The organism is Lapillicoccus sp., assembly GCF_046595215.1.
Taxonomy (GTDB): Bacteria; Actinomycetota; Actinomycetes; order Actinomycetales; family Dermatophilaceae; genus Lapillicoccus.
In genome coordinates this window covers 1-12,375 of the sequence record NZ_JBKJPP010000118.1, presented here as the reverse complement: position 1 = coordinate 12,375, position 12,375 = coordinate 1, and the positions used below count along the sequence as shown (strand labels likewise).

Annotated in this window: 10 protein-coding genes and 1 pseudogene; 7 read left to right on the top strand and 4 right to left on the bottom strand. The window is 70.7% G+C overall.

Going from position 1 to position 12,375, the window contains the following annotated elements; genetic code table 11:
• Positions 1–602: YveK family protein (locus ACLL9L_RS09690; protein ID WP_411284443.1), on the bottom strand; the 602-nt coding region annotated here is incomplete at its 3' end.
• Between the two features lie 215 nt (positions 603–817).
• Between ACLL9L_RS09690 and ACLL9L_RS09685 the strand changes: the two genes are divergently transcribed.
• The 3 genes from ACLL9L_RS09685 to ACLL9L_RS09675 are packed head-to-tail and all read left to right on the top strand — an operon-like array spanning position 818 to position 3,852.
• Positions 818–1,948: a hypothetical protein gene (locus tag ACLL9L_RS09685; RefSeq protein WP_411284442.1), complete on the top strand. Its 1,131-nt coding sequence runs from the start codon at positions 818–820 to the stop codon at positions 1,946–1,948.
• 52 nt (positions 1,949–2,000) lie between these two features.
• Positions 2,001–2,798 carry an HAD-IIA family hydrolase gene (locus ACLL9L_RS09680; protein ID WP_411284441.1) on the top strand — a complete coding sequence of 266 codons (798 nt, stop codon included), beginning with the start codon at positions 2,001–2,003 and terminating at the stop codon, positions 2,796–2,798.
• Positions 2,799–2,835: 37 nt separating this feature from the next.
• Positions 2,836–3,852: an amidohydrolase family protein gene (locus ACLL9L_RS09675; RefSeq protein WP_411284440.1), complete on the top strand. Its 1,017-nt coding sequence runs from the start codon at positions 2,836–2,838 to the stop codon at positions 3,850–3,852.
• A 173-nt stretch (positions 3,853–4,025) separates the two neighbouring features.
• Here ACLL9L_RS09675 and ACLL9L_RS09670 read toward each other — a convergent pair.
• Positions 4,026–4,757: pseudogene (locus ACLL9L_RS09670) on the bottom strand (glycosyltransferase 87 family protein); the annotation flags it as partial.
• A gap of 630 nt (positions 4,758–5,387) precedes the next feature.
• Positions 5,388–6,554, bottom strand: coding sequence for a galactokinase (gene galK / locus ACLL9L_RS09665; RefSeq protein ID WP_411284439.1), 1,167 nt, complete (start codon positions 6,552–6,554; stop codon positions 5,388–5,390).
• 74 nt (positions 6,555–6,628) lie between these two features.
• Between galK and ACLL9L_RS09660 the strand changes: the two genes are divergently transcribed.
• From ACLL9L_RS09660 to ACLL9L_RS09645, 4 genes are all read left to right on the top strand, one after another.
• Positions 6,629–7,186 carry a 2'-5' RNA ligase family protein gene (locus ACLL9L_RS09660; RefSeq protein WP_411284438.1) on the top strand — a complete coding sequence of 186 codons (558 nt, stop codon included), beginning with the start codon at positions 6,629–6,631 and terminating at the stop codon, positions 7,184–7,186.
• Positions 7,183–8,370: a YihY/virulence factor BrkB family protein gene (locus tag ACLL9L_RS09655; RefSeq protein WP_411284437.1), complete on the top strand. Its 1,188-nt coding sequence runs from the start codon at positions 7,183–7,185 to the stop codon at positions 8,368–8,370. The genes ACLL9L_RS09660 and ACLL9L_RS09655 overlap by 4 nt, the downstream gene beginning before the upstream one ends.
• Before the next feature lie 350 nt (positions 8,371–8,720).
• A complete protein-coding gene (locus ACLL9L_RS09650) occupies positions 8,721–8,966 on the top strand; it encodes a FitA-like ribbon-helix-helix domain-containing protein (protein ID WP_411284436.1) in 246 nt (81 codons plus the stop codon).
• A gap of 7 nt (positions 8,967–8,973) precedes the next feature.
• The gene (locus tag ACLL9L_RS09645; RefSeq protein WP_411284435.1) at positions 8,974–9,366 is read left to right on the top strand and encodes a PIN domain-containing protein; all 393 of its coding nucleotides are present in this window, start codon (positions 8,974–8,976) and stop codon (positions 9,364–9,366) included.
• A gap of 908 nt (positions 9,367–10,274) precedes the next feature.
• Here ACLL9L_RS09645 and ACLL9L_RS09640 read toward each other — a convergent pair.
• Positions 10,275–12,375: hypothetical protein (locus ACLL9L_RS09640; RefSeq protein ID WP_411284434.1), on the bottom strand; the 2,101-nt coding region annotated here is incomplete at its 5' end.

The following is a 12,375-nucleotide window of genomic DNA, read 5'->3' as shown; positions in this document are numbered from 1 at the left end:
GTGTCGAGCAGATCACGCAGCAGGGCCACGCCGAAGCCGAGCAGCAGCCCGAGGACGAGCCCGAGGGCGAGGTTGCGCAGGGGTTTGGGGCTGATCGGGCTGGTGTTTGCCTGGGGCTCACGCACCAGGGTGACCTTGACCGGGCTCGGTTGGCCGGCGGCGACCTTCTCCAGCTCGTCGATGGTTGCGGGGAACTGCTCCCCGAGCGCCTTCGCGATGAGGGCGGCCTGGTCGGGGTTGCCGTCGGTGACCGTGACCTCGATGAGCACCGTGTCCAGGGGCACGGTCGCCGTCACCCGGGTCGCCAGCTGGTCGGGTGTCTCGTTGAGCTTGAGCTTGTCGATGACGGGCGAGAGGACCTTCGGGGTCTCCAGGAGCTGGGCGTAGGACTTGACCCGCTGCTGGGTGAAGGTGTTGCCCTGGAGCAGCTGGCCGGCGTTGTTGTCACTGCCGGAGGTCGAGACGAAGAACTGTGTCTGGGCGGAGTAGACCTTCGGGCTGAGGACCGTCGCGAGCGCCGCGACGCCCAGGGTGACCAGGGTGACCACGACGATGACCAGCCACCGCTTGCGCAGCACGCGCAGGTAGTCCCGCAGTTCCACAAGGTCCCACTTTCGTCGGTGACGGTGTCCAGAATCAACAGTATTGCTCTGAATGTTAGCGGTGAGCCGCTCCACCGCCACTCGTGTCGAGCTGTGTCCCCGCTCAGCCGCTTCGGATGACATGCGGGGCAGAGGGTTCACCTGGAGGTCGCTCGCCGTTTGCTGCGCCGGGCCTAACGTCGCGGGCTCGACCCTTTCTGCCCAGGAGGACCCCCATGCGTGCGTCCCGCACCATCACCGTGATCTCGGCGCTCACCCTCGTCGTAGCCGTCGCCGCCACCGGTCCGCTGCGGGCGGCCGCAGATGGCGACCAGTCCGGCCAGCACGGCCGCGACGACACTGACTCCTCCCGCGTGGTGCAGATCGGCGTCTTCGGCGACATGCCCTACGGCGACTACGGGCGGGCGCACTTCCCGAGCGTCCTCACGGACATGAACAGGAGCGGGCTGGACTTCTCGGTCTTCGTGGGCGACACGAAGAACGGCAGGGAGGCGTGTTTTGCAGACCCGCACCCGAGCAACCCCGCGAACCCGACTCCGGAGAAGGCCGTCGCCGACGCCGCGCACCCCGACGTCTACAAAGCGGCGCTGAAAGACTTCCACTCGCTCAGGGCACCCCTGGTCTACGTGCCCGGCGACAACGAGTGGACCGACTGCGACCGCACGAGCATCGCCGGTGGTGCCGTCTCCGACTCCAGCGACCGGCTCGCCTACCTCAGGACGCTGTCCTACCCGACGGACCAGAGCCTCGGACAGCGCACGATGACCCTCACGCGTCAGTCGGCTGCCTATCCCGAGAACGTGCGGTGGGAGACCAAGGGCATTACCTACGTCGGCCTCAACGTCCCCGGCAGCGACAACAACTTCTCCACCGGCGGCAAGGACGGCCCGGCGGCCGAGAGCCAGGCGGAGTATGCCGCGCGGAACGCCGCCAACCTCGAGTGGCTCCGGCAGGGCTTCGCCGCCGCCAAGGCCAAGGGCAGCACCGGGATCGCGGTCTTCATCCAGGCCGACATGTGGGACCCGACAGCGAGCGTGACGCACTTCGAGGACACCAAGAAGGAGCTGTTCCGACAGACGGTGGCCTTCCCGGGCCAGGTGCTGCTCGTCAACGGCGACAGCCACCACTTCACCGTCGACAAGCCGCTCACGGACTATGCCACGACCAACGCGGCGGGCCTGGCCGGCCCCAACACGATCGAGAACTTCACCCGCGTCACCGGCTTCGGCGAGGACCAGAACCACTGGGTCTCGATCACCGCGGACCGCAAGGACCCCAACGTGTTCGACATCCGCCAGCACGTCATCGCGGCGAACGTGCCTGCCTACACGCCGCCGTCCGGCTGAACGGCTCTGCGGCTGCGCGGCAATGGCGGTCGGCGGCTGCAAGGATGGGCGCATGACGGATCGCAAGCCGGTCGAGTGCTGGCTCACGGACATGGACGGCGTGCTCGTGCACGAGGAGCGGGCGATCCCGGGGGCGAGCGACTTCATCGAGCGGCTGGTCGCCCTGGAACGGCGCTTCCTCGTCCTGACGAACAACTCGATCTACACCCCGCGTGACCTGCGGGCGCGCCTGTCCCGCAGCGGGATCGACATCCCCGAGGAGGTCATCTGGACGTCGGCGCTCGCGACCGCGGACTTCCTCGCCGACCAGCGGCCGGGCGGCTCCGCCTACGTCGTCGGGGAGGCGGGCATGACGACGGCCCTCCACGAGGTGGGCTACACCCTGACCGAGCGTGACCCCGACTACGTCGTCCTCGGTGAGACCCGGACCTACTCCTTCGAGGCGATCACCAAGGCGATCCGGCTCATCGACGACGGGGCCCGGTTCATCGCAACCAACCCCGACCCCTCGGGGCCGTCGCCGGACGGGCTGCTGCCGGCGACGGGCGCCGTCGCCGCCCTGATCACCCGGGCCACCGGACGCGAGCCCTACTTCGTGGGCAAGCCCAACCCGCTGATGATGCGCAGCGCCCTCAACCGGATCGACGCCCACTCCGAGACCACGGCGATGATCGGGGACCGGATGGACACGGACATCGTCAGCGGCCTCGAGGCGGGCCTGCGGACGGTGCTCGTCCTCACCGGGTCGACCCGGGTGGAGCAGGTCGACCGCTTCCCCTACCGGCCGACCATGGTCGTCGACTCCATCGCCGACGTCATCCCGCTCGTCGACGAGCTGTCCCGTCCCTGACCGCGTGCATCCGAGGGCGCCTCGTACGATCGGGCGCATGACGCAGACTCGCACGCCCCGGGGGCCGGCGACGGACGGGGACGTCCCGGCATACTGGCGCGGCCTGGGGCTGCCCGGGCTGGCCGACATCCACATCCACTTCCTGCCACCGCCGATGCTCGCGAAGGTGTGGGCCTACTTCGACGAGGCCGAGCGCAACTACGGCCTGGCCTGGCCGATCCACTACCGCCTGAGCGAGCCCGAGCGGTTGGAGACGCTGCGCCAGCTCGGAGTCCGTGCGATCCCCTCCCTGGCCTACCCTCACAAGCCGGGGATGGCTCCGTGGCTCAACGACTGGTGCACCGACTTCGCCCAGCGGGTGCCCGAGGCGGTCCACTCCGCGACCCTCTACCCCGAGGAGGGCGTTGGTGACTACGTGCGCGCGGCCGTCGAGGGCGGCGCGAGGCTGTTCAAGATGCACGTCCAGGTCGGGGTCTTCACGCCGGACGATGAGCAGCTGACCCCGGCCTGGGGCGTCCTGGAGGACGCCCAGGTGCCAGTCGTGCTCCATGCCGGGTCGGCGCCGAAGCCGGGTGAGTTCACCGGTCCTGAGCCGGTCCGGGCGCTGCTGCGGCGACACCCGCGGCTCGTCCTGGTCATCGCTCACCTGGGCATGAACGAATACCACGAGTTCGCCGACCTGGCGCAGGAGTTCGCCGGCGTCCACCTTGACACGACGATGGCCGGCACGGACTACGTCGAGCAGATCGCGCCCCTGCCCAGGGACTACGTGCCGCGACTCGCCGACCTGGGGGACAAGGTCGTCCTCGGGTCGGACTTCCCGAACATCCCCTACGCCTACGCCCACCAGCTCGAGGCGCTGGAGCGGCTGGAGCTCGGCGACGACTGGCTGCGGGCAGTGCTGTGGTACAACGGGGCTCGGCTGATGGGGATCGGTTCGCCAGCGCGGGATGCCGTCGACGGCTCACGGGTCGACGACGGCCCGGGGGGACGGCACAGCGCGACCAGTGAGACGAGGCCGATGATGACGAAGGGTGACGTCAGCACGGCGTAGAGCAGGCCCGGCTGGACGCCGACGGCGATGAGCCGCTCGGCGGTCCAGACGGGCGCGATGCTGGCCACGGCGGTGACCATCACGGCCGCCGGGCGCCGTCCCGCGCGCCAGAGCCACCAGGCGAACACCGGTGTCCAGAGCCAGTGGTGGCTCCAGGAGATCGGCGAGACCAGCGCACCCAGGGCCCCGACCGCGATGAGGGCCCCCACCCGATCGCCTGCCCGGGTCTGTCGCCAGCCCGCGAGCAGACCGACGCCGAGCGTCGCCGCGGCGGCCACGGCATACGGGCCGACGCCGGTGACCCCGAGCCTGAGCAGGGCACCCTCGAGCGACTGGTTGTCGGCATAGCCCAGACCGCCCACGCGCATGGGGTCCCAGAGGTAGCTCGTCCAGAAGGCCCAGGTGTCCTGCGGTCGCAACAGGGCGCCGAGGCCCACGGTGACGCAGAAGGCCAGCGCTGCCGCCGATGCGGCGCGCCAGTCCCGGCGCAGGAGGGCGACGAGGCCGAACGCGGCCGGCGTCACCTTGAGCCCCGCCGCGAGGCCGGTGAGGATCCCCGCCCGGCGGCTGAGCACGACCCAGTCCGTGACGAGCAGGGCGAAGACGAGCGGGTTGACCTGGCCCAGCTGGAGCGAGCGGATGAACGGCATCGTCAGCGCGGTGGCGACGACCAGGGGCAGCGGGACCCGGAGGCGTCTGCCGAGCGCGACCAGCACCCAGACCAGCAGCGCCGCACCGACCGCGGTGTGCAGCCAGCGTGCCCACCCGGTGCTGAGGCCCGCAAACGGGGTGTAGACCAGAGCAGCGAACGGGGGATAGGTGAAGGGCAGGCCGACCGACGCGTAGAGCGAGCCCGGTCCCTGGACCGCGGTGCCGGCCTGCCGGTAGACGAGAAAGTCCCCCATGGACCCGGTCGCCAGGCCGAGGACGTAGCGGGCGGCGACCCCGACGATGAGCGCGCTGAACAGGACAGTGCGCAGGGGCCTGCTCATGGTGCTCCCCTCCGCCTGACCGTGGGCCCGGGACGCGGTGTCGGCCACCGGGTGCGCCGGCCGCCCGGCACCGGGGAGCCTAGCGGCGCACCGTCGGCCGCGGACCTGACACCGCCCGTCCGTGAGGATCTCGTAAGGTGCCCGCGGCCAGGCCGACTGCCGGGCGGTGTGTCCAAGGCAGTCCACGACAGCGACTGGTCCGCCGGCGCGATGACCATGACCAAGCGCACGGAACACCTCCCTCGCTCTCCCGACCAGCTGGCCGACTTATACGACACCAGCCCCGAGATGGAGGACGGCCAGTGGGTCGACCAGCAGCCCATGGCGACCACCTCCTTGCGCCTGCCCGCCGCTGTGATCGACCACCTCAGCGACGTCGCCAGCGATCTCCATCTGCACTCGTCCGTCCTCGCATGCATGATGGGTGCCTGCTGGCGCAGGCTCCCTCGGCCGCTGCGGGGGGTCACCCACATCAGCACCCTGAGGCGTCGCATCCAGTGGGATGCGGCCAGGCTGCAAGCACGGGTATGCCGTGGCGGCCGGTCAGGCGTCGCGTCCAGCGGCGGGGCCGGCAGTCACAGCGAAGCAGCCCGGCTCACGCAGTCCCGCCCGGTTGAAGGCCTCGGTCACCGCGGCGCTCACGCGCTCCACGTCGTCGGAGCGGACGAGGGCAATGGCCGACCCCCCGAACCCCCCGCCGGTCATCCGCGCTCCGAGCGCGCCCTGGTCCAGCGCCGTGTCGACGGCGAGGTCGAGCTCGCGGCAGGAGACTTCGTAGTCGTCGCGCAACGAGGTGTGCGAGGCGACGAAGAGCCGGCCGACCTCGTCGACGTCGCCGGCACGCAGCGCGGTGACGCACCGGGTGACCCTGTCGATCTCGGTGACGACGTGCCGCACCCGCGCCCGGGTGACGGCGTCCCCGAGCCGGGCCAGCGCGTCATCCAGACCGGTCACCGGGACGTCGCGCAACGTCGCCACCCCGAGGCTCGCGGCGGCGCGCTCGCAGCTGCGCCGACGGGCGGCATACTGCCCGTCCACGAGGGCGTGCTCGGCCCGGGTGTCGACGACGAGGAGCGCGAGCGCGCGGGCGGTGAGGTCGAAGGGCACCTGCTCGACGCCGCCGCTGCGGCAGTCGAGCAGGGCGGCGTGGGCCTCGATCGCCCGCATCGAGATCGCCTGGTCCATGCCTCCCGTCGGCGCCCCGGCAATGACGTTCTCCGCCTCCTGGCACCAGGCCGCCAGCCGGGCCCGACCGTCGTCATGCTCGAGCAGTCCGAGCCCGAGCAGGTCCGAGAGACTGGCCGCGACACAGCACTCGAGGGCCGCCGAGCTCGAGAGCCCCGCGCCGACGGGGACGTCGCTGACGAGGTGCACGTCAGCGCCGGGGACGTCCTGCCCCGAGCGGTGCACGGCCCACCAGACCCCGGCGACGTAGGACGCCCATCCGCCCGGGAGGTCGGGCGTGATGTCGGCGACGGCGACGTCGACGACGTCCCCGCCGGCGACGTCGCTGCTCACCCTCAGGTGACCGTCGTCGCGCAGCCGCACCGCGGCATACGTGCGTTGTGGCAGGGCGATCGGCAGGGCCAGACCGCCGTTGTAGTCAGTGTGCTCCCCGATGAGGTTGACCCGTCCCGGCGCGGACCACACCCCCTCTGGGGCGCTGCCCCTGAGGCGGTGGAAACCTTCGGCGGCGGCTGCGGCTGGCACCCGGCCACCGTAACGCCACGCACCGCGGTGCCCGGTTTGGGCCGGGGGCCGATGGCACTGACAGAATGGCGGCCATGCCTGACGCTGCGGTCGCCGCGACCCACGACGCCGTCGTAATGGGGGTCTCCATCCTCGTGCCGGCGCCTTTCGGTGACCAGCTCCAGCACCGTCGGGCCTCCTTCGGCGACCCGCAGGCGCAGGCGATCCCGACGCACGTGACCCTCCTGGGGCCAACCCCCGTGGCCCCGGCCGACCTCCCCGAGCTCATCGACCACCTCCAGCTGGCCGCGCAGTCGACCGAGCCGTTCACGATGGTCCTGCGGGGCACGGGGACCTTCCGGCCGGTCTCGGACGTCGTCTTCGTCCAGGTCGCCCGCGGCATCTCCGACTGCGAGCAGCTCGAGAGCAGGATCCGGTCGGGACGGTGGTCACGGGACGGTGCATTCCCCTACCACCCCCACGTCACCGTCGCGCACGACGTCGACGATGCCAGCCTGGACCGCGCGTTCGACGACCTTGCGTGCTACGAAGCGACGTTCGACGTGCACAGCTTCCACCTCTACGCGCAGGACGACGAAGGCACGTGGACCCCGGCCCGCGAGTTCACCCTCAGAGAGAAGCCCCGTCCATGATGCAGCTGTGGAACCGGATCCAGCAGACCAAGGCCTGGCGGGCGTGGAAGCGCTTCGGTGACTCCCGCGGCAACCTGCTCGCGTCCGGCATCGCGTTCTACGGGTTCTTCTCGATCTTCCCCGCGGTCGCCATCGCGGCCGTCGTCTTCGGGTTCGTCCTGCGCAACAACCCGCAGCTGCTCGCGGCCGTGGGGGACTCGCTCAACAAGACCCTGCCCGGCTTCATCAAGTCACCCGCCCGACCCGAGGGTCTCGTCGAGCTCAAGGCGCCCGCGGTCTCCGTGCTCACCCTCGGCGGGCTGATCGCCCTCGTGGGCCTGGTCCTGTCCGGCGTCGGCTGGATCGGTGCGATGCGCGACGGCATCCGGTCGCTCTTCGGCGCGCCGGGGTCGCCCGGCAACCTCATCACCGACAAGCTGCGAGACCTCGGCGTGCTCGTCACCCTCGGGGCGGGCGTGCTGGTGTCGGCGGTCGTCACGAGCGTCCTCGGCGCCGGAGCCGGTGGGCTGTCGCGGGCCGTCGGCCTCGGGGAGAACACCATCCTGGTCACGCTCGTCGGCCTCGTCGTGGGGTTCGCCGTCGACGTCGGCGTCATGGTCCTGCTGCTGCGGGTCCTGTCCGGCGTCCCCTTGCCGTGGCAGGACGTCCGCCAGGGAGCGATCGTCGGCGGCGTCGGCCTGACCGTCCTCAAGGTCTTCGGGGTCCAGCTCATCGGGAACGCGACCAAGAACCCCCTCTTCGGCTCCCTCGTCCTCGTCATCGGCCTGCTCTTCTGGCTCAACCTCATCGCCAAGCTGATCCTCCTCTCGGCTGCGTGGACGGCCAACGACGTCGAGGACAACCTCCCCGGCCTGAAGTCCGCGAGCGGCGTGTCGGTCTCCGACGACGAGGTGCGCGGGCACCGCGTCCAACCTGCGGCGGCCGCCGGGCATCCGACCGGTCTGACGGCGGCCGGGGGTCATGCCGGGGGTCGTGCCGCGAGTCGTGTCGCGGGTCGTGCCGGGCGGACCGCGGACAGCGACCTCACGGACGAGCGCGCCCGAGCGGTGGCCGGCATACCGACCTTCGGGGAGCGGACCAGCGACCGGGCGTCGCTGACGGCCGGCGCCGTGCTCGGCGCCACTGCCGCGATCGCCCTGGCGATGGTCGGCCGGACGGTGCGTTCCGTCTTCGGCCGACGCTGACCGGGGGTCCCCCCTTGCGAACGAGAGCGGGCAGATCCCACGACCGTCACTGCCCAGCTCCGTTTGGCCATTGACATTCCCCCACGGGTGGGCCTCTCCGTGAACCTCGGGGTCGCAACCGGCGGCGCGCGACCCCACGCATCCCCTCAACTGGAGCGGGGTCGCTCATTGGCCTTCATCACCTGCAAGCCGGCGCCGGCGCCGACGGCGAGCAGGCCCTCAAGCATCTCCTCGGCGATCTCAGCCATCCCGATGGCCACCTCATCGGGGAAGGCGAGCCCCGTCCGACAGCTCTGACGTTCGACCGCTGCACTGATTGCATTGCAAGCAATTGAATGGAGGAGCGCTCGATGGCTACCCTAACGATCCGCGGTCTGGACCAGGACGTGAAGGCACGTCTTCGCGTTCAGGCCGCCGAGCACGGCCGTTCCATGGAAGCAGAAGCCAGAGTGCTGCTGGCCGCCGCGCTGAGCGGCCGGCGACCGCCGCGTGGACTGGGCTCCTACATCGCCAAGCGGTTCGCCGACATCGGCGGGGTCGACCTGGACACTGCACGTAGCCAAGAGCCTGCCTGCGCCGCAGACCTCAGCGTGTGATCGCCGGGTGATCGTGCTGGACACCAACGTCGTGTCCGAACTTGCCAGGCCCAGCCCAAGCCCGACCGTGGTCGACTGGGTCGATGCCCACGACTCGGCCGACCTGATGATCACCGCGCTCACCGCGGCCGAGGTACGCGCCGGCGTGGCCCTGCTGCCGGGCGGACGAAGGAAGCGCGAGATCGGGCCACGGATGGAAGAGCTGCTCACCGAAACCTTCGCCGGCTACGTGCTGGCCTTCGACATCGACTACTCCACCACTACGCAGACATCCTCGCCGCCCGCACCCGCGCGGGTCGCACGATCAGCGCCGTCGACGCCCAGATCGCGGCCATCTCTCGCCAGCACCAAGCCAGTCTGGCATCCAGGAACACCGCCGACTTCGCCGGCACGGGCATAGACCTGATCAACCCCTGGGAAGCCACCTGACACATCACGCGACTTGTGATTTGTGCATACCCGCGTGTAGGCGACTCGTTGCCCGCTCATACGCGCCCTGCCCCCGATGTGTTGTCAGGTTGTGGACTCGGAACCCTGCAGGTTGAGAGTCCAATGATCAGGATGTAGATGTAGGTTCCGCGTGATCTGTCGGATCATCGTGCCGCTGACCTGCAGGTTGTCAGGATCGTGTCGGGCCACCGTTGTCCCACCCGCCGGTCCTGATCGGCGGACGCTCCGCGGCCACGTTGCGGATGGTCGCCGAGCGCGCCGACGTGTGGAACTACCCCGGCGACGACCTCGGCGACGCCCATCAGACGTAGCGCACTGTTGGACCGGCTGTGCACCGAGATCGGCCGCGACCCAGCCGCGATCACCCGCTCGCTCGTCCTCTCGGTCGCCTACGACCAGCCGCGTGCGACTCGGGACGCGACCGCCGCGGCCGGCGGTCGCGGCGGGCTTCGGGCACCTCGTCCTGGCGCTCCCGGCGCCCTACCCCCCGACGTCGCCCAGTGGGTCGCCGCCGAGCTCACTCCTGAGGACCGCTGACGGCCTGATCGTCTTGCGCTCACGGCGGCAGCGCTTGCTCAGTGCGCCCGGTAGTAAGCGCGAAACGCCACTCGATTACACGATCCTGGCCGTCGTTGGCGATGGCGAGGCCACGGGATGACGCCCAAGGGGGTTTGCAAGGCGGACCCGGCGGCCGGTGAGGGGGCCGCCGGGTCCACCGGTCTGTGTGCGGGCGCTCCAGGAGGGGCTGAAGGCCTCCGAGCCGGGATGTGGGCTGTCAGCTGGCTCCCCGTCTCGACTCGGAGGTTCTTCTCGTATTCAGCCCGCCGCCCTGTCACGAGCGTCCGCTGGTCGGTTCAGCTAACCAGTGAAGTAGCCGGAGACGTCGGCGATGAGCTGGACGGTGCCGGCGCTGCTGTTGGTCAACGCGACCATCCCGTCGGGTCCGACCGGGACCACGACCAGGTTCGGTACCGTCTGGCCTGCCAGGAAGTTCAGGTTCGACGCTACTGGCATGGTCGTGCCGTTCGGGTATGCGGTGATCCACCCCGACGCGGCTGGCTCGGTGACGGTCACGTTCAGCACGACCGCCGAGACGCCGGTGGCGGGGACCCCGCCACGGCCGAGCACCTGAAGGTGGACGGTCCCGGCTGGGGCCACCGCGGCGGCCGGTGCACCGTTACCTGTCCGGGTGTCCAGCACCCGGGACGGCGGCAGTGCAAGGTAATTGCCGGCGGTGGCGATGGTGAGGGTGGTGTTGGCGGGGGCGCTGGAGTTGCCGGCCAGGTCGACGCCTTGCACCGAGAAGGTGTAGGTGCCGTCGGCCTGGGCGGTGTAGGTCTGCGGCGAGCCGCAGGTCGTGTAGGCCGGCGCGCCGGTGCTCAGCGAGCACTTGAACGTGGTGGACGCCGGCTTGGATGAGGTGAAGGTGAACGAGGGGGTGTGCACCGTGGTCGGGCTGGCCGGCGAGGAGGTGATGGTCACCACGGGGACCACCGTGTCGATGGTGAAGCCGTAGGCCGCGGCCGTGCTGGTCGTCCCGGCGCCGTCGATGGCACGGACCTTGAACGTCCACGCGCCGTCAGCCAGGGGCCCGAACGCCTGCCCGGAGGTGCAGGCGGCGAAGGCGTCCGCGGTGGCCGGTGTTGTGGTCTTCACCAGCGAGCACTGGTAGGTCACGCCTGCGGTCACGGACGCGAACGCGAAGGTGGGGCTGGGGTTGTTGCTCGGGTTGCCGGGCCTGCCGGTCAGCGCGGGCTGGGCCGGCCCGGTGGCGCCGACGTTGACCTTCCACACGTGGGCCAGGTTGTTCGGCGGCGCCAGCACGTTCGGGTTGTCCGAGACGTAGACGTTGCCGGCGGGGTCCAGGGTCAGACCGAACGCGTAGGCGTAGGGCTGCTGGGTGGCGTCGGGGTTGACCCCGATCGCGGTGAACGGTGCCAGGGTGCCGGTGCTGATGGTGTACTGCTGGACGGTGGTGGTGCTGCTGGCCGTCCCGGGCGGGGGCGGGGAGGACAGCCACAGGTGGTCGATGCCATCGGTGGCGAATCCCTTGGGCCCGCGGGTGTTGAGCAGCAGGATCGGGGAACAGCCGCCGGGGACGCAGGCGCCCACGTTGTACAGGGTGTCCACGCCCTTGTTGTCACCGACGTACAGGTCGGCGGTGGCCGGGAATCCGCCGGCAGCGGGGTTGACCACGATGCCGAGCCCGAAGACCGGCACGTCGCGGGTGGTGTTGGCGAGGAAGTCCACGCCTTGGGTGGTGGTGTTGGGCGCGGAGGCGTTGTTCACCCGGGCGATCTGGGTGCTGGCGCCGATCTTGCGGGTCCGGAAGCCGACGTACAGCGCGTCGGTGAGCGGGTCCCGGGCGACCGCGTCGGCGCGCTGTCCGTCCAGGCCGAGGCCGGTCCCGACCAGCGCGGCGGCGATCACCTGGGGGGTGGACAGGGTCTCGGTGACCGGGTCGAAGCTGAACCGCACCACGCCGACGCTCTTGGAGCCGCCGTCGGCGACGTAGAGGAAATGGCTGGCGGCGTCGTAGGAGGACTGCTCGGGCTTGAGCAGGCCGCCGGCGGTGGCGCCGACCTTGCAGGTGCTGACGTTCTCGTGGGTCAGCGTCAGGCCGGCCGGGACGTCCATCCGGCACAGGCCGTTGATCGAGTCAGCGGTCCACAGGTGTCCGCCCAGGGCGCCGGGCAGCCAGACGCCGTTGCCCGGCAGGGTCGGGTCGGTGTACCCGGCCGGGGCGGTGTCGGTCCCGAACGCGCCGCCGTAAAGCGCGCCGTTGAAGGGGGTCGGCAGCGGGGGGATGTCCGCCGGGACCCCGGGTGAGCCTTGGGCGTCTGCGGGGGCGTTGGGCCCGACCCGGAAGTAGCGTCCGTTGAACGCGGTCGCGCCGGCGCTCGGGTCGTCCCCGACGTACATCGAGTGGTCCGGGCCGAAGCCGACGTGGAAGGCGAAG